Annotated in this window: 19 protein-coding genes and 1 pseudogene; 6 read left to right on the plus strand and 14 right to left on the minus strand. The window is 68.7% G+C overall.

Annotated elements, in window-relative coordinates; translation table 11 throughout:
• Positions 1-142: 142 nt before the first annotated feature.
• From M2157_RS03595 to M2157_RS03610, 4 genes are read right to left on the minus strand one after another with little or no spacing between them, the layout of a single operon-like run.
• Positions 143-901 (minus strand): SDR family NAD(P)-dependent oxidoreductase, encoded by a 759-nt coding sequence (locus M2157_RS03595; RefSeq protein WP_280864384.1) that lies wholly within the window; start codon positions 899-901, stop codon positions 143-145.
• On the minus strand, positions 898-1,686 hold the full coding sequence (locus M2157_RS03600) for an enoyl-CoA hydratase/isomerase family protein (RefSeq protein WP_280860316.1): 789 nt from the start codon (positions 1,684-1,686) through the stop codon (positions 898-900). The genes M2157_RS03595 and M2157_RS03600 overlap by 4 nt, the downstream gene beginning before the upstream one ends.
• Positions 1,683-3,326, minus strand: a complete 1,644-nt coding sequence (locus tag M2157_RS03605; RefSeq protein WP_280864385.1) for an AMP-binding protein — start codon at positions 3,324-3,326, stop codon at positions 1,683-1,685. Before M2157_RS03605 ends, M2157_RS03600 begins: the two co-directional genes overlap by 4 nt.
• Positions 3,326-5,068, minus strand: coding sequence for a CocE/NonD family hydrolase (locus M2157_RS03610; RefSeq protein WP_280864386.1), 1,743 nt, complete (start codon positions 5,066-5,068; stop codon positions 3,326-3,328). Before M2157_RS03610 ends, M2157_RS03605 begins: the two co-directional genes overlap by 1 nt.
• Before the next feature lie 151 nt (positions 5,069-5,219).
• On the opposite strand from M2157_RS03610, the gene M2157_RS03615 reads away from it, so the two are divergent.
• On the plus strand, positions 5,220-5,420 hold the full coding sequence (locus tag M2157_RS03615; RefSeq protein WP_280864387.1) for a hypothetical protein: 201 nt from the start codon (positions 5,220-5,222) through the stop codon (positions 5,418-5,420).
• Between the two features lie 305 nt (positions 5,421-5,725).
• On the opposite strand, the gene M2157_RS03620 is transcribed toward M2157_RS03615, so the two are convergent.
• A complete protein-coding gene (locus tag M2157_RS03620) occupies positions 5,726-6,694 on the minus strand; it encodes a cytochrome c oxidase assembly protein (RefSeq protein WP_280860320.1) in 969 nt (322 codons plus the stop codon).
• A 511-nt stretch (positions 6,695-7,205) separates the two neighbouring features.
• Positions 7,206-8,372 (minus strand): mandelate racemase/muconate lactonizing enzyme family protein, encoded by a 1,167-nt coding sequence (locus tag M2157_RS03625; protein ID WP_280864388.1) that lies wholly within the window; start codon positions 8,370-8,372, stop codon positions 7,206-7,208.
• A gap of 110 nt (positions 8,373-8,482) precedes the next feature.
• Between M2157_RS03625 and M2157_RS03630 the strand changes: the two genes are divergently transcribed.
• Together M2157_RS03630 and M2157_RS03635 are read left to right on the plus strand one after the other, a co-directional pair.
• On the plus strand, positions 8,483-9,175 hold the full coding sequence (locus tag M2157_RS03630; protein ID WP_280864389.1) for a GntR family transcriptional regulator: 693 nt from the start codon (positions 8,483-8,485) through the stop codon (positions 9,173-9,175).
• Between the two features lie 711 nt (positions 9,176-9,886).
• Complete coding sequence (locus M2157_RS03635; protein WP_280864390.1) at positions 9,887-10,720, plus strand: phosphotransferase; 834 nt, start codon at positions 9,887-9,889, stop codon at positions 10,718-10,720.
• Between the two features lie 427 nt (positions 10,721-11,147).
• Here the strand turns inward: M2157_RS03635 and M2157_RS03640 are convergent, their stop codons facing one another.
• Together M2157_RS03640 and M2157_RS03645 are read right to left on the minus strand one after the other, a co-directional pair.
• Positions 11,148-11,807, minus strand: a complete 660-nt coding sequence (locus M2157_RS03640; protein WP_280864391.1) for a response regulator transcription factor — start codon at positions 11,805-11,807, stop codon at positions 11,148-11,150.
• Positions 11,804-12,988 carry a histidine kinase gene (locus M2157_RS03645; RefSeq protein ID WP_280864392.1) on the minus strand — a complete coding sequence of 395 codons (1,185 nt, stop codon included), beginning with the start codon at positions 12,986-12,988 and terminating at the stop codon, positions 11,804-11,806. The genes M2157_RS03640 and M2157_RS03645 overlap by 4 nt, the downstream gene beginning before the upstream one ends.
• Before the next feature lie 212 nt (positions 12,989-13,200).
• Between M2157_RS03645 and M2157_RS03650 the strand changes: the two genes are divergently transcribed.
• Positions 13,201-13,797: a DUF308 domain-containing protein gene (locus M2157_RS03650; RefSeq protein WP_280864393.1), complete on the plus strand. Its 597-nt coding sequence runs from the start codon at positions 13,201-13,203 to the stop codon at positions 13,795-13,797.
• A 477-nt stretch (positions 13,798-14,274) separates the two neighbouring features.
• Positions 14,275-14,763 (plus strand): annotated as a pseudogene (locus tag M2157_RS03655) (family 43 glycosylhydrolase); the annotation flags it as partial.
• A gap of 98 nt (positions 14,764-14,861) precedes the next feature.
• Here M2157_RS03655 and M2157_RS03660 read toward each other — a convergent pair.
• On the minus strand, positions 14,862-16,574 hold the full coding sequence (locus M2157_RS03660; RefSeq protein WP_280864394.1) for a cellulose-binding protein: 1,713 nt from the start codon (positions 16,572-16,574) through the stop codon (positions 14,862-14,864).
• 387 nt (positions 16,575-16,961) lie between these two features.
• Here M2157_RS03660 and M2157_RS03665 point away from each other — a divergent pair, with 387 nt between their 5' ends.
• Positions 16,962-17,144: a hypothetical protein gene (locus tag M2157_RS03665; protein WP_280864395.1), complete on the plus strand. Its 183-nt coding sequence runs from the start codon at positions 16,962-16,964 to the stop codon at positions 17,142-17,144.
• A 410-nt stretch (positions 17,145-17,554) separates the two neighbouring features.
• Here the strand turns inward: M2157_RS03665 and M2157_RS03670 are convergent, their stop codons facing one another.
• From M2157_RS03670 to M2157_RS03690, 5 genes are all read right to left on the minus strand, one after another.
• A complete protein-coding gene (locus M2157_RS03670; RefSeq protein WP_280864396.1) occupies positions 17,555-18,973 on the minus strand; it encodes a non-reducing end alpha-L-arabinofuranosidase family hydrolase in 1,419 nt (472 codons plus the stop codon).
• 418 nt (positions 18,974-19,391) lie between these two features.
• On the minus strand, positions 19,392-20,780 hold the full coding sequence (locus M2157_RS03675) for an acyl-CoA reductase (RefSeq protein ID WP_280864397.1): 1,389 nt from the start codon (positions 20,778-20,780) through the stop codon (positions 19,392-19,394).
• Positions 20,780-22,120, minus strand: a complete 1,341-nt coding sequence (locus M2157_RS03680) for a hypothetical protein (RefSeq protein ID WP_280864398.1) — start codon at positions 22,118-22,120, stop codon at positions 20,780-20,782. Before M2157_RS03680 ends, M2157_RS03675 begins: the two co-directional genes overlap by 1 nt.
• Before the next feature lie 10 nt (positions 22,121-22,130).
• A complete protein-coding gene (locus M2157_RS03685; protein ID WP_280860332.1) occupies positions 22,131-22,856 on the minus strand; it encodes an ABC transporter ATP-binding protein in 726 nt (241 codons plus the stop codon).
• Between the two features lie 11 nt (positions 22,857-22,867).
• Positions 22,868-24,112 (minus strand): ABC transporter substrate-binding protein, encoded by a 1,245-nt coding sequence (locus M2157_RS03690; protein WP_280860333.1) that lies wholly within the window; start codon positions 24,110-24,112, stop codon positions 22,868-22,870.
• Positions 24,113-24,214 lie beyond the last annotated feature (102 nt).

Consider the following 24,214-nt stretch of genomic DNA (forward strand, 5'->3'; position numbering starts at 1 on the left):
TCTGGTACTCCCCGCGAGTCTGCAGGAGGTACGGGAACACCACGCCCGCCCATTCGACGTCGATGAGGACCTGGCCCTCTTGGGCCTCCGGCTCCGGAAGCTCTCGTACGACCACCGATGCGGAGGCTGATCACCTGCTGGGCTACCGGATCGAGGATCCGATGGAGATGCCGCCGTCCACGTCCAGGACGATGCCGGTGATGTAGCCGGCGGCTTCGCTGGCGAGGAAGGCTGCGGCTTCGGCGATGTCCTCGGGCCTGCCGGTGTGCCGCATCGGGACCTTGTTCGTGAGCTTGTCGCGCGCCGGGCCGTTCATCGAGGCGAGCATCGGTGTCTCGATGAGGCCGGGAGCAATGGCGTTGGCGGTGATGCCGTGGCGGGCGCCCTCGAGCGCGAGCGTGCGGGTCATGCCGACGATGCCGGCCTTGGCGGCCACGTAGTTGGTCTGGCCGAAGTTCCCGCGCCATGACATGGAGGAGAAGCTGATGATGCGTCCGTAGCCCTGGGTTTTCATGGGCCCGAACGCGGCACGGGCACAGTGGAAGCCGCCGGTGAGGCTGACGTCGATGACCGCGTGCCAGTCGTCGTCGGTGATGTCCTCGACCCGGTTGTCGCGGATGATGCCGGCGTTGTTGACCAGCACGTCGAGGCGGCCGAGACCGGCGGTGATGCCGGCGACCCAGGCATCGACCTGTGCGGAGTCGGTCACGTCCACCACGTCGGTGCGGAGTTGCGCGTCATGGGAGTCGGCGATGGTCTCGACCGCTTCGGCGAGGGCCTGTTCGTTGACGTCGGCCAGCGCGACGGTGGCGCCCTCGGCGGCGAACCGGGTCGCCATGGCGAGGCCGAGGCCTTGTGCGGCGCCGGTGATGGCGACGACGCGTCCGTGGAAGCGATTCACTTGGTGTCTGCTTTCGTGGTCCGGGGTGCGAGGAAGGCCCGCAGGGCGTCGGCCACCGAGCTCGCCGACCAGTTGTCTGCGAAGGCGGACAATTCCTCGCGCAGGGCCTGATCGGGGGCCATGCCGTCGATCCGGTGCAGGAGTGTCTTGAGGCGTTGCTGGGCCGGGCTGTTGCGGTCGGCCAGTTGTCGGCAGATGCGGGTGGCGGTGGCGTCGAGGTCGGCCTCGGGCACGATCTCCCGGATCCAGCCGGTGTGCGCGAAAGCAGTCGCGGGCAGCAGTTCGCCGGTGAGCAGGAGCCAGCGCGACAGTCCGCGTCCGACCGCGCCGGGAAGCCGGACGCTCGATCCTCCGGCCGGTAGGAGCCGCCGCATGACGTGGCCGTCGCCGACGAGCGTGGTGTCGGCGGCGACGACGACATCGCAGGCCAGGGCGAGTTCGAGGCCCCCGGCGACGGCGTGACCGTGCAGGACGGCGACCCAGGGTTTCGGGCTGGCCGCGATGCGGCTGAAGCAGGCCGACACGTCGGTCAGGAAGTCGACCGGGTTGTCGCCCCGCTCGTGCAGTTCCAGGAACTGGTGGAAGTCCCCGCCGGCACAGAAGCTCGGCCCCCGGCCGGCCACGGCGATGACCGCTGTGCCGGGGTCGGCCTCGGCACTGGTGATCTGCTTGTCCAGGGCTTCTACGAGGGAGATGTCGAGGGCGTTGCGCCGCTCGGGGCGGTTGAGCAACAGCCACCTGACGGTGCCGCGTTGCTCGACGAGGAGGGGGTCCGTGTGGGTCACTGTGCCTCTCGGCTGGAAAGTTCGGTGCGACGGCGGCTGCGCAGCAGGTAGCGCTGGGTCTTGCCGCTGGGGGTCTTGGGCAGGACGTCGATGAAGTGGATCGTGCGCGGGTAGGCGTGGGCGGCGTAGCGGGTCTTGACCAGCAGCTGGAGTTCGGCGGCCAGGTCCGGCGAGGCGTCGTGGCCGTCGCGGAGGACGACGTACGCCTCGATGACCTCGCCGCGGACGTCGTCGGGTGCGCCGATGACGCTGCACTCGGCGATTGCCGGGTGCTGCGCGAGAACGCTCTCGATCTCGAACGGCCCGATCCGGTAGCCGGCCATGATGATGACGTCGTCGTCACGGGAGGAGAAGAAGAAGTCGCCGTCGGTGTCGATGCGCCCGGCGTCGCCCGTGAGGTACCAGCGGCCGTCGGCGGTGAACTTGGCGTCGCTCTGCCCGGGGATCTGGTAGCCGCGGAAGGTCATCAGCGGGCTCGCCGCGACGTCGATCGCGACCCGGCCGAGCACGCCTGGTTCGGCGGGCTCGTCCTTCTCGTCGGCCAGGACGGTGAGGCTCCAGCCCGGCAGCGGCCGGCCCATCGATCCGGCCTTGAGGGGGCGGGCGAGTTCGGGATGGTGGTGGTTGGCCAAGGGCATACCGACCTCGGTCTGGCCGAAGTGGTCGTGCACGGCCAGGCCGAGCGCCGAGCCGGCCCACTCGTTGACCTCGGGAGTCAGCGGCTCGCCCGCGCTGGACGCCCGCTCCAGGCACAGTCCTTGCGGTACCGGCACCGGCGAGGAGCGCAGTCCCCGGTACACGGTCGGGGCGGCGGTGAAGTCGGTGACCTGGTGGTCGGCGAGGGTGCGCCAAGTCGTCTCCGGGGAGAACCCGCCGGACAGCAGCAGGCTGGGGATCCCGGCGGCCATCGGAGCGACGATGGCCGCGTACAGCCCGTAGGCCCAGCCGGGGTCGGCGGCGCACCAGTAGCTGCTGTCCCGGGTGACGCCCAGGCCGAACTCCAGGTAGACCTGCCATCCGGCGATGTAGGAGACGGGGTGGATGACCCCCTTGGGCTTACCGGTGGTGCCGGAGGTGAACATGTGCACCAGCGGTCCGTCCCCGCTGGTGGTGACGGCGGGCACCGGCTCCGGCGACGCGGCCGCGATGAGGTCGGCCAGCGCCACGTCGCCGTGCTGCGCGCCGCTTCCGGTGACGACGAGGCGACGCAGGGGGTCGTCCGGCATGTCGGGGCCCGGGTCGAGTTTGTGGCGCTGGTCCGGGTCGACGACCACGACATGCGCGCCGGAGCCTTCCAGGCGCAGGGCGATGGCCTGGGGCGCGAAGGCGGTGAACAGCGGGACGTAGACCGCACCGAGCCGCCAGATCGCGAGGATGACGGTGACCAGGTCGGTGCTTTTGCCCATCAGGGTCGCCACCCTGTCCCCCGGACCGACGCCAAGCCCCTGCAGCGCCCGCGCACAGCGGTGGGAGTCCGCGGTGAGCTCTCCGAAGGACAGTGCGGAAGGCTCACCGGTGGCGTCGACGACGGTGAACGCGACGCGGTCGGCCGGGTGCTGGTCGCACAGCAGCCAGGCCACGTCGACGGAAGGAGCCGCGAAGGTCGCGGTCAGTTCGGCGACCCGGTCGGCGGCGCTCATCACTGGTCCTTCCGGTCGATGATCGGCAGGACCAGACGGCTGGGGTGGCTCGGCCCGTGATGGATGTGGTTCACCGCGGGGATCATCTGCTCCTCGCTCTCACGGGCGATGACTCCGCCGGTGTTGGTGTTGCGGTCGTAGCGCGGGAAGTTGCTGCTGGAGACGTCCACACGGATGCGGTGACCGGGGAAGAACACATTCGAGGTGGCGGTCATGTCGACGGTGACCTCGTAGACCGTGCCGGGCTCCATCAGTTCCTCCGTGGCGAGGCCGCCTCGATAGCGGGCGCGCAGGATCCCGTCGCACAGGTTGATCGCCTTGCCGTCGGGGAAGACGTCGACGAGCTTGGCGGTGAAGTCGGTGTCCACCACTGAGGAGGACACGAAGAGGCTGAGGCTGACCGGACCGGTGACCTCGACAGGCTCCTCGAGCACCGGGCCGGCGAAACACAGCACGTCCTCGCGGCCGGCGACGGTCCGCTGATCGACCGGGCCGCCGAACCCCGGCGTCATCGGCAGGCACGCCCCGCCGGCCGTGGGAACCGGGCGGCGCGGATCGTAGAGGTAAGTGTCGTGCCCGGCGCCGGTCGGCGGCTCGGTCGTCAACACGCCGTCCCCGCCCGCTGTGTTGGCGTGACCGCCGCTCGTCAGGTGGAAGTCGGTCCACCTCGTGTCGGGCAGCGGCCACTCCTGCTCGTCGCGCCACTGGTCGATGCCCATGACGAAGATCTTCACGGGCGCCACGTCGTCCAGAGCGGTGGTGTCGCCGCGGAGCCAGCGGTCGAAGAACTTCACATGCAGGCCGGTCAGGCCCACCATCTGGGGACTGGCCAACGGGCCGAAGGAGCGGTCGGGATAGATGCCACTCGCGGAGACGTGATCCCACGGACCGATGAGCAGCTGTTGCCCTTCGCGCGCCTGGGCACTGCCCGCCTGCTCGCGGGCAGTGGTGTAGGTGCGGACGGTCTGGCCGATGTAGAGGTCGTACCAGCCGCCGATGTTGAGCGCCGGGGCGGTGACGTTCTTGAGCTCGGGGGTGAGCTCCATGGCGTCCCAGTACCCGTCGTGGGAGGGGTGGGCCATCCAGTCGTCCCACCACTTGCCGTACGCCGCCAGGACCGGAACCTCGGCCGTCGGCAGCACGTCATTGAGAGGCTCGGAGAACAGGGCCGCCTGACCGAGCTGCTGTAGCTGGGACACGGTGTCAGTGCCGGCCGCCAGGGACCGCTGCGCGTCCGCCGCGTACATGATGGCGTTCCACCACGTGACCACACTCAGTGACAGCGCACCGCCCGCGGAGTACCAGGGCGCCTCGTAGTTGTCGATCGACGTCAAGGACGGCGCGATCGCTTTGAGGGCGGGGGCGCCGGTCGCGGCGGTTTCCCACTGGACCATGCCCAGGTAGGACGGCCCGTACATGCCCACCGTGCCGTCCGACCACGGCCGGTCGGCGATCCAGGTGACGGTGTCCTCGCCGTCGGCCCGGTCGGCCATATGCGGAACGAACTCGCCTTCCGAGCGGTGGGTGCCCCGGCAGTCCTGCACCACCACCGCGTAGCCGGCCTCCACCAGAGCCAGGAGGTCGGGCATGGCTGGTTGGCCGAGGCCCATCACGTCCTTGCCGTACGGCAGGCGGACGAGCAGCGTCGGAGCCTGTCCCTCGGCCGGATGCCACACGTTGGCGGCGAGGGCTACGCCGTCACGCATCGGGACCTGGACATCTATCTCGTATAGGTGCTGCATCGGTGCTCCTCGTTGAGCTGACGGCGTCGCCTCCGGATTTGGGTACGTTAAGAGGTACGTCCGTACCCTGTCAATTACCGAAGAAGGGCCTGCGTCGGCGGACAGGGCGTGTCGATGCGTCGCGACTTGCGGGCTCAAGGCTTGTTGCCGGATGGTCGTCGTTCAGGAGACGGAGACGCTGGGCGTGCTCACGGGGTACACCTACGCCGGTTCAGGGGTGACTGCACTCGACGACGGCCACGGCTACTTGCCCGCGCCGGCCTTGGCAGTGTCCAACTCGTTCTCCCAATTGCCGATCGCGATGGTGGCGGCGGCGTTGCCGAGGACGTTGATGAAGACGCGGCCTCGTTGAGGATGCGGTCGATGCCGACGATCAGGGAGAGGGCGGCGAGCGGGATGTGGCCGACCGCGGTGACGGTGCCGGCGCGGACGATGAAGGGGCCGCCTGCAATTCCGGCGGTGCCCTTGCTGGTGAGCATCGTGACGCCGACCATGATCAGCTGCTGCTGCCGGGGACAGGTCGATGCCCTGGCCTGGGCCAGGAAGAGGGAGGCCATCGTGAGGTAGACCGCGGAGCCGTTCAGGTTGATGGAGAACCCGGAGGGGAGGACGATGCCGGGCAGAGCCGGTCTCCGGGCGCTACGCACGATGCGTGCGTCAGTGCCCCGGCCGCTGCTGGCGCATGCGCTGGGCGACTTCGCCGTTCTCGGTCTCCCACCACGGACGGACGAGCTCCGGACCCGTCGCCGCAGGCGCCGCCGGGACCAGTTCCGCGTCCAGGCGGCGGTCCAGGGCGACGGTCTCGGCGCGTTCGGCACGCGCCCACTGCACGAGGACGGCGAGCAGGAAGGGCAGCGCCACCAGTTCGGCGATGCCGATCATGGCGCCACCGCCGAGCTGCTGGTCATGGTGCACGTCCGATGCCCATGGGGGAGCATGGCCCAGGTACCAGGCTCCGGCGATCAGCGTGCCGTGGGTCATCACCACGATGCCCGGCACCGCGTCGACGACCCCGTCGAGGAACACCAGCGCCGCCCGGACCGGATGAGTGCACCACCTCGGCAGCGCCTCCTCGCGGGTGAGTACCGGCACCACGAACAGGCTTCCGACGAGCAGCAGGTGCAAGTACAGCAGCTCGTGCAGCCAGCCGTCGCGCAGAGCGGTCTCGAAGTAGGGGGTGAAGTACACCGTCAGTTCGGTCACGAGCACGAGGGCCGTAGTGACCAGGGGGAAGGTGAGCAGCCGCACCGGCCGGCTGGTCATCACCTGCCGTAGGCGACCGGCAGCCGGCTCGGGCAGGGCCCGCAGAGCCAGGCGCAGCGGATCGCCCAGCGCCAGCCCGAGCGGAGCGATCAGGTCGAGAAGGATGTTCTGGACAGCGGCCGGCCAGAACAGCACACGGTCGTACACGGACAGCGCGGACATCGTGGCCACGACGAGCGTGCCGAGGCCAAGCAACGTGAAGGCCGCGACGCGGGTCCCGGGCCAACGCTCGCCCCGCCGCCTCAGCCGCAGCGCGCCCCGGCCGTACAGCGCGCCGAGCAGGACGACCAGCAGCAGCGCGGGCACGTCCAGGTGCCATGAGGAGAGCAACCGTCCCGCGGTGAGCTCGGGCAGAACCGCCATCCCGATCTCCTTTCCTTGCAGAGATCTTGTGCCATGTCCTCCCCTGAACCGGTCGCGCACCCAGCCGATTTGCCGTCGTCATACCGGGCTCATACCGAATCCCTGCCCCTGCCGGTCCGTCGCGGGCAAGGCCGTGACCGTCAGCGCTCGATCGCCCACGGGCCAGCAGGGCGTTGTCGGTGTAGGTGCCGTTCCACACGGTGGTGAGACGCTCGACGCTGCCCCATGGGTCGAGTTCGATGCCGGTGATGGCTCTGGGAACCGGGCCGTTGACCGCGGTCCATTCAGGCGGTTTCCCCGACCGTGGACTCCCGGAAGTCGGTCGGCCACGGCCAGTACGACCTGGAACCACAGCTCACGTATGAGACGGCTCAGCCGTGGCCGCTGCGGGGGGCGGCGGCGGTGATGGTGCTTGTCATCGTTGGTGCTCCCTTGCACGACGATCCTGTGTAGCGCTGACCTGTGGGGGTGATGCGGGGGACGCGACGCGGCTCGCGCACCCCCGATCTCGTCAGCTGTGCAGGGCGCGCAGCACCTTGTAGAAGGCGGCCTTGCTCTCGAAGCCGATGCCTGGGGTGTCGGTCAGGCCGACACGGCTCTTCTCGACGACGGCGTCGTCGGCGAAGCCGCCGGTGGGCTGGAACTCGCCCGGGTACGACTCGTTGCCGCCGAGCTTGAGGGCGGCTGCGATGTGCAGGGAGAACTGGTGCCCGCCGTGCGGGATGCAGCGCCTCGATGACCAGCCGTGCTGACGGAGCATGTCCTGGATGCGCAGGTACTCCACCAGACCGTACGAGAGCGCGGGGTCGACCTGGATGGTGTCGCGGTCGGGGCGCAGGCCGCCGTAGCGGATCAGGTTGCGGGCGTCCTGGAGGGAGAAGAGGTTCTCGCCGGTGGCGATGGAGCCGGTGTAGTGCTCGGCGACGGTGGCGTTGAGGTGGTAGTCGAGCGGGTCGCCGATCTCCTCGTACCAGAACAGCCCGTAGGGCTCGATGGCCCGCCCGTACTCCAGGGCCGTGGTGAGGTCGAAGCGGCCGTTGACGTCGACGGCCAGCCGGGAGCCGTCGCCGTCCAGGACGTCGATGACGGCCTCGATGCGGCGCAGGTCCTCCGCCAGGTCGGCGCCGCCGATCTTCATCTTGACGACGTCGTAGCCCAGGTCGAGGAAGCCGCGCATCTCGTCCTGAAGGTCGGTGAGGGTCTTGCCCGGGGCGTAGTAGCCGCCGGCGGCGTAGACGAAGACGGAGTCGTCGGGCTGCCCGTCGCCGTAGCGCTCGGACAGATACCGGTACAGCGGCTTGCCCTCGATCTTGGAGGCCAGGTCGAACAGGGCCATGTCCACCACGCCGACCGCGACCGAGCGCTCACCGTGCCCGCCGGGCTTCTCGTTGGTCATCATCACGTCCCACGCCTTGGCGTGGTCCAGGCCGCCCCGCTCGTCGAGCAGGCTGCCGGGCTCGGCCTCGAGGAGGCGGGGCAGGATCCGGCGGCGCAGGATCTCTCCGGCGCTGTAGCGGCCGTTGGAGTTGAAGCCGTAGCCCACCACGGGCTTGCCGTCCCGGATGACGTCGCTCTCGATCGCCACGATCGAACAGTCCATGGAGCTGAAGTCGATCCAGGCATTACGGATCGAGGAGCGGATCGGAACGACGCCCTCGTAGACGTTGGTGATCTTCACTGCGGAGCCTTTCTCATATCTTATAAGATGTGTCGGCTGTTAGAGTGAGCCGGTCCACGGTGGGATGTCAAGGGGTGGGGGAACCTCCGGAAAGGAACGGTCAGGGGGCTATGGCAGGACAGAACCTGTTCTTCAGCAAGAGCGACCTCGCCTACGCGGAACTCCGCGATCGGATCCTCTTCGGCACTCTTCCTGCCGGGTCACGGCTCGCCCAGTACGAGCTCGCCGAGTCCCTCAGCATGAGCATCACGCCGCTGCGCGAGGCCATCCGCCGCCTCAGCAGCGAGGGACTCCTCACCGTCGAAACCCACCGCGACGTCCGGGTCTCCGTCATGAACTCGAACGAGGCCCGCCAGCTTTTCGAAGTCCGCCTGTCCCTGGACCCGACCGCCGCCGAACTCGCCGCCCAGCGACGGACCGACGACGACATCGCCACCATGCAGGCCGCCGTCGACAAGCTCCTCCCCGTCACCCGCCAATGGGGGGAAGAGGCCCTCACGGCCCACCGCGCCTTCCACCAGGCGCTGTACCGGGCCTCGCACAACGACGTCCTCATCCGTCTCCTGGACGACCTGTGGGACAAGTCCGACCGCTACCGTCGCCTCGGCCTCGAACTCCCGCCCGGCGACGAACCCCGCACCCGGGACCTACAGGAACACCACCAACTCGTCTCCCTCATCGTGGACGGCCGCGCCGCCGAAGCCGCCCAGCTGATGCGAGGCCACATCACCCACAGCCTCACCGCCACCGCCATCGGCGCCCTCGAGGACCGCGAGGGCATACGGGCAGACCAGTCCTTTTGACAGACCGACGAGCCGGTGATTGCCCGGCCTACGAAAGCCGGGAGCTCCTTGTGCCGTCGGCGGCGTAGATGCTGCGCCGGTTGATCCCCATGACCTCGGTCAGGCGGGATCCTTCCCCACATCCCCTCAGACCGTCTCCCGCCCCAAGGCGCCAAGGCGCCAAGGCGCCAAGGGGATTGTCGTCCTCCCGCGCCGCTGGCGTGTCGAACGCACCCGGGGGTGGCTGGTGAGTCTGCTGCTTGATGCCGGTCCTGGGGAAGCGTTCGCACGCGTCATGGCCCTGCCCTCGGCAAGCGATCGAGGTGGGATTCACCCGCGCTGGTGGAGCATGCGGCGTCGGGCAGATGCTCGCCTTCCTGGCGGCATGTGACTATGCCGATCGGCCGCTCAGCCCTCGCCGCTCGTCGACGACTTCTGGCACAAGTTCCTGCTCCACACCAAGGCGTACGCCGAGTTCTGCGAGCAGCGGTTCGGCCGCTTCCTGCACCACCAGCCCGGATTCCTCGACAAGTAGGAGCACGGCGGCGGCACGTCACTGCGCGCGCTGACCGTCGACTCGATCACCCTCGCCGGGTACGAGATCGACATGGAGTTCTGGCCCGAGCTGGACCTCGCCGACTGCTCGCAGTGCCACGCGAACTGCTCGGACAGCCCGAACCACCCGAAGTAGTTCCCGACCCCGTTTCGCCCGACCAACGCAGGAGACCGCGGGTGGACCGCCTCGAATGGCACGACCTACCGGCAACGATCCGGGCCGCCGTCGAGCAGCACACAGGCCCGGTCGAAACGGCCGAGACCGCGCCGCACGGCGTCATGTCCCGGCTCGCCTGCACGGTCCACACACCAGCGGGGCGAGCGTTCATCAAAGGCACGCGGCATGACGACCCACAGGCATGGGTCTACCGCCACGAGGCGCGGGTCACACGATGCGCACCCCTTGCCCCCCGCGTGCTGTGGGAGGTCGCCGCCGACGGGTGGATGCTCTATGGGTACGAGTACATCGAAGGCCGGCACCCGGACCTGACTCCAGGGTCCGGCGATCTCGCGCCGCTGCTGCGCACCCTCACCGTCACCTCCCAGGCGCCATGGCCCGAAGCACTGGACAAGAAGCCGCTGCACACACGGTGGACTGAATTTCTGCCCGAGGACGTGCCGCCCGGACTGCAAGGCAGACGGCTCGCCCACACGGACATGTCCCCGCACAACATGCTGAGGACGCCCGGCGGCAAGTTGCTGCTACTGGACTGGGCCCTTTCCTGCCCCGCCCCCGCGTGGGCAGACACCGCCCTGACAGTGCCCCGACTCATCTCCGCCGGCCACACTCCAGACCAGGCCGAGACGATCGCCCGGCAAGTTCCCGCGTACCGAGCGGCCGACCCTGCCACCGTCACCACCTTCGCGCGCACCGTCTACACCGCCTGGGAAAACTGGGAACGCACACGCCCCATGCCGCACAGAGCCGCTCTTACCGCCGCTGCCCGGGCCTGGGCCGGGCACCGAGAGGCGTCGGCAGGCATTGTCTTCCACTTGGATCACGGGGCGTAGAGAACTCCATGATCTTGGGAGGCGTGCCTGTCGATTACCGGATGATTGCCAAGCTGGCGGATTCGCACGAACAGGACTGCCGTGCGGCAACGTTGAAGCCTGCCGTGAGCCGCCCTGCTGGACCGACTGAGTCCGATGTCGGGGCTGGTGCGCGAGCTTGAAGAGAGAGCGCCTGTTGACCGCGCTGTAGGTGAAGATCGACGACGAGATCGAGGCAGCCGGTGGATGGAACGGCGCCGCTGCTGACCGACTCCGAGCTCGTCTGCCTTGCCGTGACGCAAGCCCTCCTCCGCAGCTATAGGTCCAGGCACGCCGCTTGCCCAGCGCGACGGCGAGGTCTTCCAGGTACGTACCCACGCCGTCCCGCCCACCGGACTGCTCGGCATCGCCACGGGGGGCACACGTTTCGGGGTTCTGCTCGGCAGGCTCAGGGGTAGAGGCCGGCCCGGAAGACGAACGAGACGAGTTGCGCTCGATCACGTGCGCCGACCTTCGTCATGGCCCGCACCGCATGCGTCTTCACGGTGAAGGGCGACACGGACATCTGGGCCGCGATCTCGTCGTTGCCGAGACCGCTCGCGACGAGAACGACCACGTCCCGCTCCCTGGGCGTCAGAGCGTCGAAGCGTCGCAGCAGTTCCCGGTCGATCACCGGGGGCGGACTGTCGGTCATGTGACCGATGAGCGCGGCCGTCGCGGCGGCCGACAGCGCACCGCCACCGCCGACGACCTCGGTGATTCCGGCAACGAGTTCAGCGGGGCTCACGGTCTTGCTCAGGAATCCGTTGGCACCCGCGCGAAGGGCGGCGAGAACGATGTCGTCCTGGTCAAAAGTGGTCAGCACGATCACCCGCAGCTTTTCGGGTGGGTGCTCTTTGCGGATCCGGCGAGTGGCTTCGACACCGTCGATGCCGGGCATCCGGATGTCCATCAGGACCAGGTCGACGGGGTGGGCCCGGAGGAAGGGGACGGCCTGGAGTCCATCGGAGAGATCTCCCGCAACAACGAGACTTGGGTCGAGCCGGAGCATCGCTTTGATGCCGGCCCTTATCTCGTCCTGGTCGTCGACGATCAGAATCCGCGTCATGAGACGACGGCTCCCAGAGGGCTGAACTCCGCATGGACCCGGAATCGCCCATCGTCACTGTCGATCGTCAGCCGCCCGCTGGAGGACTCGACGCGTTCGCGCATCCCGACGAGTCCGAGTCCGGTGCCCGAGCCGGAGCTGCGCGGTGAGTGACCGACGCGGTTCTCCACGGTGACGCAGATCCTGCCGTCGCGCTCACGCACCTCCACCGTTGCCGCCCCCACTCCGTGCCGGTAGGCATTCGTGAGCGCTTCCTGGACGACCCGGTAGACCGTCACGCCTACGCTGGGCTCCACGAAACCGGCGGGAATGTCGAGGGAGGGACGGACGTCGAGGCCGATGCTCTCGAACGAGGCGACAAGGCCTTCCAGGCCGCTGAGCGCCGGGGTCGGCCGGAGCGCCTCGTCGTCGGAGAGGTCGTCCCCGAGGCGGAGGAGCGCGAGGATCCGTTGCGTTTCGACGACGACGGTGCGGGCGCTGGACCTGGCTGAGACGAGGGACTGCCGGGAGGACTCGGCGTCTTCGGGCAGCCCGATCTCCGCGGCACCGAGATGCAGGCTCAGCATCGCGATCTGGTGGCCGACGACGTCGTGGAGGTCCCGGGCGATGCGGAGTCGTTCCTCGGTCACCCGTCGGGTGGCTTCGATCTCGCGGGTGGCGATGGCGCTTTCGGCCCGTTCCTCCAGGGTGCGCCAGTGCTCTCGATGGATGCGCAGCGCGGCCCCCGTCGCACCTCCTGCTATGGCAGAGAAGAGTGCGGCGGCTCCCACGATCGCGCCGCCACGGAATCCTCCCAGTGTCATGAACGCCCCCAGGAAGAACGCCGCCACGATGCCGGTTGCGGCCAGCGGCTGCTTCCCCCTGACGGTGACCGAGAACAGCACGAGCACCGCCATCATCCACACCGACAGCGGGTCGTGGCCCACCGATGTGACGGCGAAGGACGCCGCGCTCGCCACGATCAGTCCTGCCCACGGCCTTCGCCATGAGAGGGCGACACCGCCACCGGCGAGGAGCACGGAAAGGGCCGTCGGCCAGTCCGACCCCCGCAGGATCACTGCCACGATCTGGCCGGTGAACACCAGCGCGGCCACCGAATAGGCGACGAGGTGCAGCGCCTCGGGGCGGCGGACCCACAGAGGCGCCACGGGCCCGTCCTGATTGTTCTGCGCCTTGACCATGGCCCGATTCTCGCCCACGTGTGCTGCGGCCGTGTACTTCGAATGATGTAGACGGCGAGCCCGGTCCGGGCGATGGGGACGGAGAACTCATTCGATTCCGAAGTGGATGGCAGAACTACTTCGTTCGAAGTACGCGGCCCCTCCCGAAGCCGCTGAGACTCCTCATCGAGGCGACCGTCTCACACCATCACGATCACAAAACGGGACACCCGATGACTCAGACCACCGTGCCTTCGAGCAAGACCAGGACCACGACGACGCCCTCCGGGCTCCGATCGCTCTATCTGATCCGAGCCGCCTTCTCCCTGATCTGGGTGGCACTCGTCGCCACGACCTCCGCCTCGCTCGTGTCGACGGACAAGCCCACAGTGATCGCGGCCGTGCTGCTCGTCATCTACCCCCTGTGGGACGTCATCGCCACGCTCCTCGAGCGTCGCATGGCCGGCACCGGCTCCACGGACCGCGTCGGTACCACCAACATGGCTCTCGGCCTCGCCACCACCACCGGGATGATCATCGCTGTCTTCTCCACCATCGGGACGGCCCTGCTCGTGTTCGGCATCTGGGCCCTCCTTTCCGGAGCGATCCAGCTCGTCGTGGCGATCCAGCGCCGACGCACCGTCGGTGCCCAGTGGCCCATGGTCATCAGCGGCGGACTGTCCGTCCTCGCCGGTGCCTCCTTTGCTGCCATGTCCACCTCGGCGACCAGCGGCCTGTCCACCGTCGCCGGATACTCAGCCTTCGGTGCCTTCTGGTTCCTTGTCTCCGTCATCGCCCTGAGCATCCGCAGCCGACGCGCACAGCGTTGACCACCGTCGTTGGAGCCACTGCCCCTCCCGGAGGCACGGCGTCTTCCGCAAACCCGCCGTCGATCCCTGAAGGCGCTGCTCGCCAACGGTGATCAGTGGTCGTATGTGATCAGGGTTCGGGTGACCGGGGCGCTGGTCCTGCGGTTGTGTCAGATCGCCGCGGTCATCGCGAAGATGCGCTTGGCGACCCGGATGGCGACGCCCTCGAAGGTCTGGCCGCGTGTTGTTGTAGTTGGCTGATGGTGTGTCAGGGGACTTGCGCAACCACGAGGAATTGGCCCGGACGACTTCGAGAGCCCCGAAGCGCGCACTATCACCGAACGACGACTGCTGCGGGCGAGCCGCTAACTGCCCGCTGATCGCCCGGTGTTGACTCCCCTCATGCCCGCTCCTATATTCCCGTTCGAAATTCAGAATTATGTCTGATATTTCGAACTTCGCTCTCGGTCCCCCCACACGTGAGGAAGCTGATCTCGAATGTCCTGGCTCCAACACCCCCACAGCCGCCGGAGAGTCATGGCGGCCACCGCCGGCCTGGTCGCGGGCGCCACGCTGCCGGCGATGCACGCGGCGGCGGCCACGGCGGCCCAGCAGGAGCGGTTCACCAACCCGGTGATCTGGCAGGACTTCGCCGACCTCGAGGTCATCCGCGTCGGCGACACGTACTACTACACCGGCTCGACCATGCACTACTCGCCGGGCGCGCCCGTCCTGCGCTCCTACGACCTGGTCAACTGGGAGTTCATCGGCCACTCGGTGCCGGTCCTCGACTTCGGCGACGCGTACGACCTCAACGGCGGACGGGCGTACGTCGGGGGCATCTGGGCATCCTCGATGCGCTACCGCCCCAGCGACAAGACCTTCTACTGGCTGGGCCAGATCGGCTGGCAGCGGTCGTACGTATACAGGGCCACCGACGCGGCGGGCCCCTGGGCCCGGCACGCCGTGATCGGCAGCATCTACTACGTTTGTGTTTGACCGCCGCGTGCGCACAGGCCGACGGCCCGGCGCGTACGCCACGGGTGGGTGGCGTTGCTGCCGGGCCGTCAGTCACTCACGCGGTCTCACTTCCCGTGCAGACCCCTGCGGCGACGTCCGCGAAGCACCAGCACGCCGCCGGCAGCGATGACCAGCAGGCCACCGAGGGCGCTGTACGTGACAACAGCGCTGCTCGCCCCGGTGGAAGCCAGGTCGCCGGACGTGCTGCTTGGGGTCGCCTGGCCGACGGGCGCGCCGATCCCCCCCTGCGCGCGGGTGCCGGTCGTGCCGGGGGCCGAGACAACCGGCGTGACGGCGGTCGGCGTGGGGGCGGGCGTCGGCTTGTCAGCGCTGGTAGTCCCCAACGCGGGCTTCAGCTGAAGAGTCGTGATCGAGTACGGCGGCAGCTTCTGTGCGCCCGCCGTGCCCCGCTTCGCCGTCGTCAGGGCGGTGTCTCCCTTGGCATACGAAACGGTCGTGACCGCCCCTGCGGCCGGGGTGAATCCGGCGTACGAGAGCGACACCTGCGCCGCGTCCTTCGGGCTCTTGTTGATCAGCATGACGTTCAGACCGCCCTTGCTCCGCACCGCGTGCACAGCAACCGACGAGCTGCGCGAGGACGACTTGACCATGGTGTCGCCAGGCTTCGCCAGTGCGGTCAGCGAGCGGATGCCCCAGTAGGTGGGGAAGGGTGTGTCGCGCCGCGGTTGGCACTTCCCCCCGGCGCAGGTTCCGGCGGAGAGAATGCCCCCGTCCTGGTAGTCGGTCTCGCCGTTGACGGTGGTGGGTGCGTCGCCCGAGCCGTTGTGCAGGTTCCACCAGTCCACGTGGGTGGCGCCTTGCTCGAACCAGGTCATGTAGGTGTCCGGCGCGAACAGGGCTGCGGCCTGGCTGGTCAGGGCGGGCGAGAAGACGGTGTCGGTCTCGGTGACCGCGATCTCCACCGAAGCGGCGCGCGAGCCCGCGTACTTGGCGATCAGCGAGCGCAGCGAGGACCTGACACCGGCGATCCGGGAGGGGGTGTTCAGCAGGTCGGCCGTGGTTTTGCCGCCCGGATACCAGTGGACGATGACGAAGTCGATCGAGCGTCCCGCGATGGAGAGCACCGTGTTGTTCCAGTCGGCGCTGTCACCGGGGGCCTTCTCCGCATCCGGCCAGAAGCCGGGGGTGGTGAGCACCGCTCCGATCTTCACCTTCGGGTCCACGGCCTTCATCGCCTTCGCGTAGGCGACCAGGTTCTTCCCGTACTCCTTCGGGCTCTTGTCGGCGTGGTTGTCGGTTTCCCAGCCCTTGCCGTTGCCGTAGTGCCCGTTGCCGTAGACCTCGTTGCCGATCTCCCAGTACTTCACGCCGTAACCTTTGTCGACGTTGGCGTACTTGACCCAGTCGGCGGCCTCCTGGGGGGTGCCGGAACCGTAGTTCGCGGTCAGGATCGGCTGGGCGCCGACCTTCTTCGCGGTGGCCATGAAGCTGTCGAAGTCGGTGTTGGGTACGATCCAGCCGCCGTTGCCCATGGTGTGGGTCTTCCAGTGGAAGTCGTCCGCGCCGGAGCCGCCGGGATAGCGAAGCTGCCGAACTCCCGCGGCCTTCATCAGCGATGTCACCTTGGCGTCCCCCATGCGGTCGTCGCCGACGCCCGTGTTGAGGCCGGCACCACTGCTGGGCACCGTGCCCAAGGAGGTACCGGCATCCACACTGATGCCGACGGTCGCCGCGGCGTCCGCGCTGGGCGCCAAGGCGCCGACACCGGCCGAGGCGGCGAGCACCGCCACCGCCCCCGCGACAAAGCGGAGGCGCATCCGGCTACGGCGGGGCGTGCGACCCCGAGGCATCGGCTGCTCGGCGGATCTCGGGTCTTCTGATGACACGTAACGCTCCGATCGGGTGGTGACACAGAGGGCGTAGCGCCGCTGACCACGGCTCGCCCTCGTCGGTACACCCCTAAGTGGCCACTCAGAGCGGAAAGGTTGCCGTCTCAATTACTTTTTCGCCGAGACGCGGTCGCACGGTCTCACCGGACCCGGTGATCCCGTGACCCGGTGCCCCGGTGACACGCCCGGGCTCCCTTTCCACCTCGACGGCGCGAACCATCACATGCTTCCGGCCGCACACCGCCCCGCGGTGGCCGAGCGGCTGAAGCCGCACAGGGCCCGGCAGGGCTCAAGCACGCGGACGTCGTTTCCGCAGTGAACAGGGCGGGCTGTTCCCGGAAGCCGCATGCTGCGCTGGCCTTCGGCAACCAGTGCTCGCTCACGGCGATCGCGTCAGGAGCGAACTTCACCTTCGAGATCCCCGAGGGCGAGGAACCCGTGCTGAACGTCATGGGCCTGCCCGGCGACGGACACGACTGCTCCGCACGGACGTCGTGAAGACCTTTCCTCCCAGAGATCGCAAATCGCCGCTCAAACTGGTCGACAAACGCTGTCACTGAAGGTGAACGAAGCCAAGGTGGGCGTCGGCGCCGAAGCGATGGGCTCGTAGTCGCAGCAGGAAGACGACGTGGGTCCAGGGGAACGACGGCGACACGGACCGATGCCCGGGATGGGCTTGCGGAATTCTCGGCACACCACGGCCGGCAGGCGGATTCCTGGTGGCGTCACAGGGCTTCGGTCCGTACCCACGATGAGAGTCCACGAACGAGAGGAACCCCAGCCGACGCGCGGCTGGGGTTCCTCAAGGCGGTGAGTATCGGTCAGCAGGTGGAGTCACCCACGCCGTAGACAGCTCGTCCGCGCGGCGGCGGACCGCACCCCATCGCGGTCACCGTGGATCAGGCGGGTCAGCGCTGCAGGGTGAGCAGGCCCGGCCGGTACGGCAGGCTCATGTAGCCGGTGTTCGGCGGGATGTCTTTGAGGAGGCCCTGGTAGAGGAACTGCAGGTTGCAGGGATCGATGGTCATGGTCTGGTCGGGGTTGTTGCGGATCAGGTCACCGTGGCTGACGCCCTGGGCCCAGGTGGAACCGCTGTTGGCCTGGCCCGCGAAGGGGCTGCTCTCGCTGCCGGCCTGGACGGTCCACGGACCGTCCAGGCTGGAGGCGGTGAACGAGCGGAAGTAGCGGTTCGAACCCTGCGCCTCAACGATCATGAGGTACTGGTCCCGGCCCTGGACCTTGTAGACCTCCGGCGCCTCGAACAGAAGGTCCCTGTTTGTGTCGCTCATGACCGTCGTGTACGAGGAGCCGAAGCTGCTGGGGAAGTTCCCGAGCGGCATGCTCGTCCGGTAGATCTTGCCGTTGTCACCGGCGAAGAACAGGTACATGTTCTGGTTGTCGGCGATCATGGTCGCGTCGAGCGGGGCGCCGTCTTCGCCGGCGGGGAGGCTGCCGGTGAACAGCGGCTGCGGGGCGGACCAGCCGTTGGGGTTGGTGGGGTCGCTGGACGTGCTGTAGACGAACGACGGCCACTGGTACACCATCACCCAGATGTTCTTGGTTGAGAGGTAGAACAGTTCGGGCGCCACCGCGTCCCGGTTCGTCTTGGTCTGGGTGGCCGCCCCCATGTCCGACCAGTTCGTGAAGGGACTGAACCCCGTCGAGCCCCACCCACTTTCGTTGGCGGTGGTCGCGTAGACCAGGTTCTTGCCGTTGTACTTCACGGTGGCGAAGTCCTTCAGCGCGAGCTGCCCGTTCGCCGGCTGCGCCAGCGGACCCGTCGAGGTCCAGCGGTAGGCGGACGGAAGAGCACACGCGTTGCTCGCCCCGGACAGGCCGGTCCACTTCTGGTTGGCGCCGCCGTGGCACGACCAGATCTGCACCCCCGTGCCGTTGGCCTTGCCCCAGCCCGAGACCTCCAGGCACAGTCCGGACCGCACGCCGACGATCGTGCCGTCGGGGTTCACCCGCCACTGCTGGTTGTCACTGCCGTTGCACGTCCAGATCTGCACCGGGGTCCCGGGCGTGGTGGCGCCGCCCCGGACATCCAGGCACTTGTTGCCGTACACGGTCAGCTGGTCGCTGTCCGTCAACGTCCACTGCTGGTTGGTTCCGCCGTGGCAGTCCCAGATGTGCACGTTCGCGCCGTCGGTCTGGCTGAAGCCCGCCACATCGAGACAGCGGCCGGAATCAACACCGCGCACGTCGCTGGTGGTGGCCGCCTGAGCCGGACCGGCAACGAGCAGCGCCGCCAACGCGGCCAGGGCCGCGACCACGGCGGCGAGCACCGCGGACGGGCGCCTGCGGCTGAAACTACGTCTGCGCATAAGGACCTCGTCATCCTCGAGCAAGCGACTCCGGTCCGGCCCGTCGAGGGCTGCCCGGATGCCGGTGTGGCGGAACTCCGACTGTTCGACATATCAAACAGCGGTCGAAGTGCCGATCGAGAGAATGCTAGACATCCCATGAATGACGTCAATACTTCTCGCAAGATCCGCGGGCAGAAACGTTCGCAGGCTGAAACCAGGCGGCTTCAAGTCCCATGGTTGTACGGGCCTTTGGCGTGAGGGCCAGGTAGCGGTGCGGGCGCGGACTTGGTGATCATCACGGGCCCTCGACGCCCAGAACTCTTCGGCCCCCGCGAGGTCAGACTGGCCCCCGTGTACGCGGTCTTCCGGATGGCCGGTCTCGCCGTCCGGGCGGGACCCGGAACCCGGGGCGCCCGGTTCGCCGCCGCGGAAGCCGTCACTCGTCGTTCACCCAGCGCATGAGCCGTTGCAGCGGGTAGAAGCCGTCGTGGGAGAGGCCCGGCGGCATGCCGCCCGCCCTGCCGAGGGAGACCACGCGTTGCACGCCGGCGCAGGCGAGGGCGTCGCGTAGTTCCGCCTTGCGGGTGTCGGGGTACACGCCGACCGTTTGGGTGGCCACCCCGGCGTGGGTGACGGCTTCGGACAGGGTGGCGACCGGGACGACGTCGACGATCTTCCCGTCGGGGTGGAAATCCACGGGTTCCGGTGAACGGATGACCAGGCCCTGGCCGTCGTAGCCGCCCCACACCCGGTACTCGGGCTGCATGGACCGCAGGACGTCGATCTCCTCACGCAGTTCCGCGGCAACCCGTGGACCGCCAGCCGAGCTGAACTCCCTTGCCACGCCGAGACGTTCGCACAGCAGGGCGGCGTAGCGGTCGGCGTCGTCCCAGGATCCCTCGACGAACTGGAAGCGGCTGGCCACGCAGGCCTGCTGGTTGAAGAACGTGGCGTCGGCGGCGCCCGCGTCGGCCGCCCGGGCCAGGCTCTCCTCGGACGCGAAGGCCTCGCGGCCGATCATCGAGATGGAGGTCTTGGGGTCGAAGGAGACGAGTTCGAACCCCGGGCCGACGTACTTCAGCGCGCTGCGGATGGTGGCCTCGCCGCCCCAGGCGACCAGCTTGTCGAAGAACTGCGGGCGGAACAGCACGCTCTCCACCGCCTCGTCGCCGCCGCGCCAGTACACCGCGGAGAACGACCGCACGACCGGGTGCCCGGGGGCGACCGCGGCCATGGTGCGCAGGATCGCGGTCGCGGTGAACAGGTCGTTCGAGGGCAGTTTCAGGAGGTTGACGCCCTTGGTGAGCGCGCCGCGCACGACGGACATCGCCGCGACTCCGGGTGCGTTGCCGGCGATGATGTGCACCAGGCGGGGCGGGAACGCGCGGGTGGCCGCGATCCGGTCGTCGGGCAGGCGTACCTCGCGCCAGCCGTCGAGCACGTCCGCACCGCCGAGTTCGTGGGCGATCTGGGCGTACAGGCCGGGGCGTTGGAAGCTGCGCCACAGCACGGCGTAGGCGCGCTCCAGCACCTCCGCGGGCAACGGGCTGACCGGGACCATCCGGTCCAGGGCTTCGGCGAGCAGGCCTCCGCGGTCCGCCTTGAGCGCCTCGCCGGTCTCCACCAGCAGCTCGACGATCTCCGCCACGGGCACGTCGAAGGCGGGACCCGGTTCGGAGCGCGGCCACACAAGGCGGTCCAGGTCGAGGGGCGGTGCGGTGAACCGGCCGAGGTCGACGGGTGTGCTCTGGTCGGCCTCGCCCCGGACCACGTGGACGACGGTCACGGGGTCGGCCGCGGTGCCGTCGAGTGTCGTACCGCTCATCAGTGGATCATCCCCCGCACATAGGAGTCGAGTGTCGCGGCGCAGGTGATCTTGTCGTCGCCGCCGAGGTCGCCGTAGCGCCGGATGTCCGGCAGGACCGCCGGTCCGGGGCGGCCGCAGGTGCACGGCGAGAAGTCCACGAAGACCCGGTCGCCGCTGATCAGTCCGCCCCAGCGGCCCTCCAGGGAGACGTCGAGGAACGCGAACCGCCCCTCCACCACGCCGTGTCCGGGGTTGAGCAGCTTCTCGCCGGGCTCGTCGAGCACGAGGGGGATCACCCAGGGCGGCACGTGGTAGTTGCCCTGCTCGCAGGCGAGGCAGGAGCCCTGGAGCTCGGTCATGCCGTAGCTGCGTACGCGGCGTACACCTTCGTAGAAGGCGGTGAGCTGCTGCTGGTAGTCGTCGGGCAGCGCGCGGCCTTTGTTGCCGCCGCCGCTGAGCACCAGCGTGTCCGGGTGCAGGCTGCCGTCGGGCACGCCGCGGGCGCGCAGGGCCTGGATGAGGGTGAACTGCTGGTTGTTCATGCCGGCGATCAGCAGCGGCTCGTCGCGGTGCGCGGCGATGTCGTCGACGATCTGGGCCATGGCCGCGCCGAGTTCCTGCTCGCGGGACTCGGAGGCGTTCTCGAAGGAGCTGATCTCCTGTGGGGTGGCGGCGCCCTCCGCGATCCGGCGGCGCAGCAGCGCGCTGCTCATCAGCTCGGAGACCCGCATCGGGTCCTCGGTGAGCAGCCGGGTCTCGCCGGGTTGCGCGAAGACGTCGGCGTGCCGGCGAAAGCCGTCGATGGAGCGCATCGGGCCGCTCGCGGGTGCGAGCAGATAGCCGCGGCGGGTGGGTTTCGGGGGCAGGGGGTCGGGCCAGCAGGTGAGGTGCTCCAGGATGTCGTGGAGGAAACTCAGGTCACTGGCGTCGCAGTTGAGGAAGGAGACCTTCCCGGAGGTGCCGCTGGTGATGTACGGGCGATGGCCGGCGGCGGTGATGCGGTCGGTCCACTCGTCGATGTCGTTGACGCCGTCCATGTCGACGTCGCCGGGTTCGACCGCGGACACGGTGGTGTACCAGCGCAGGAGCCGGTCCCAGCGGCCCGCGGTGATGAGGGAGACGGGGTAGGACTTGTAGCTGGTGTGCGAGAAGAGCAGCGGCACGAGGTCGTCGAGGCCGGTGACCTCCTCCACACCGGTCTCCGCCGCCCGGGTGCGCAGCAGCGGAACCCGCTCGCGGTGGGCGGTGAAGGTCTCCCGGGCGGCCTCCAGCTGCAACTCCCTCAGCTCGTCGGCGGGTTGGTCGAAGGTGTCGCCGGAAAGGACGAGGGATCGGATCTGCTCGCGTGCGCCTGGCACAGCGTTCACCTCAATCAGTTGCGTACGTTGTCTTTTCCGCTGCGGTCTGCGCGAGGTACGACGACTCGATCGCGTCGAGGTTGCCGCGCAGTTCCTTCGGGGTGCCGGTCATGGTGACGCGGCCGCGGTGCAGGACGTACACGCGGTCGGCGATGTCCAGCACCTTGCGCACGTGCTGTTCGACCAGCAGCGCGCCGAGGCCGCGGTCGGCCGCCTCGCGTACCGCGCGCAGGAGGCGGTCGACCACCAACGGGGCGAGGCCGAGGGAGAGTTCGTCCGCGAGGAGCAGCTTGGGCGAGCGGCACAGGGCGCGGGCCAGCGACAGCATCTGCTGCTCGCCGCCGGACAGCATGCCCGCGCCGGTTCTGAGGCGCTTTTCGAGCTCGGGGAAGAGTTCCAGCGCCTGCTGGGACCGCACCCGGCCGACCCGCAGGTTGTCCGCGGTGTCGAGCCGGGTGAAGACCGCCCGCTCCCCGACGTACGCCAGGCCTTGGCGGGCGCGGCGGTGCAGCGGTGCGCGGCCGGGTTCGCCCAGCCAGCGCACCTCGCCGCCCATCGGGGCGAGGCTGCCGGAGAGCGCTCGGAGGGTGGTGGTCTTGCCCGCCCCGTTGGGGCCGAGCAGGGCGACGACCTCGCCGGGCCTGACCTCCAGGTCGAGTTCGCGTACGACCGGCTGGCTGCCGTATCCGGCGGACAGCGAGCGTGCTTCGATCAGGGGTGCGTCGGTGTTGTCCACGGGTTTGCTCCTCAGCCGGACATCGCGGCCGTCAGCACCTTGCGGACGTCGACGAAGGTCGATCCGGGCTTGGCCCACTCGATCTTCCCGTCGCGGATGGTCAGTTCGGTTGCGGTGGTGTTGTGGATGCGGTTGAGGCCCTTGATCGGCAGGGCCGTCGATGCCTTCCAGGTCAGCGGCGGGGTCAGGCCGCCGGTGTCGATGCCCGCCGTGGTGTCCAGCTCCTGCACCAGGGCCTTGGACGAGATGGTGGGCAGTTGCTTGACGGCCTCGGTGAAGACCTTGAACGCCACCCAGGTCGTCCCGTTGGCGCCATTGGAGGTGTCGATGTCCTTGTTGCCCTTGGTGGCTTCGAGGAAGTCCTTCCAGGCGGCGTCGGAGGTCGGCGGGTAGTAGCCGGTGATCGCGGAGCCCTCCAGGGGACTGCTGCTCCCTCCCGTGCTTTCGGCCAGCTGCGGGGTGAGGTTGCCGACGACGCTGCCGAGCTTCGTCTTGGCGCCGGACTGCACGTACGACTTCACGAACAGGTCCGAGTGCGTGCCCAGGATGACGTCCACGCAGTCGCTGCCCTTGGTCGCGGCGGCGACCTGCGGGGCGAGGTCTGTGGCGGTGAGCGGCACCTTGAGGTCCTTCGGCGCTGTCCCTCCGGCGGAAACCGCGCCGAGGGTGAGGAACTGCGAGACGATCGCGGCGGCGGCGACGTCGTACCGTACGCCGGAGATCTTCTTGCAGCCCTGGTCCACCAGCTGCTTGCCGTGTGCCGCGAACACCACCGGGGTGCCGCCGTTGACCGGGAACGACAGCGGGTTGGAGAACTCGGCCGCCGAGACTCCGGTGCCGCCGATGTACGGGATGCCGGCCTTCTGCAGGATGGGCATGTAGCGATCACCGGCGAGGCTGTAGGAGCCCACCACCGCGACCACCTTCTCGGCGACCGCCTGCTGGGCGCACTTCTCGGCCTCGTCGGGGTTGCCCTTCTCGTTGCAGGTGAGCACCTTCAGCGGGGCGCCCTTGATCCCGCCGTTGGCGTTGATCCACTTCTCGTACGCCTGGGCGGTGAGCCGGACTCCGGGCTGGGCGCTGCCCTGGGTGTCCTCCGGCGCCCAGACCATCACCTTGACCGGTGTGCCCTTCAGGGCGGAGGTCTCCTCCTTCGAACTGCCGGACGCCTCTCCCCCGCAGCCGGCGGCGAGCAGGACTCCGGTGACCGCGAGGGCGCTCGCTGCGGCGGTTCTGCGTCGGCGTGAGTGGTTCATGGTTCCTCCGCTGTGCTCGTCGTCGAGATGCCGAACAGCATGGGGTGCGTTTTCTGGTTAGTGAAGTACTCTCGGCACAATTATTTAAATGAATGTGCTGTC

This window comes from Streptomyces sp. SAI-127 (assembly GCF_029894425.1).
Classification (GTDB): Bacteria; Actinomycetota; Actinomycetes; order Streptomycetales; family Streptomycetaceae; genus Streptomyces.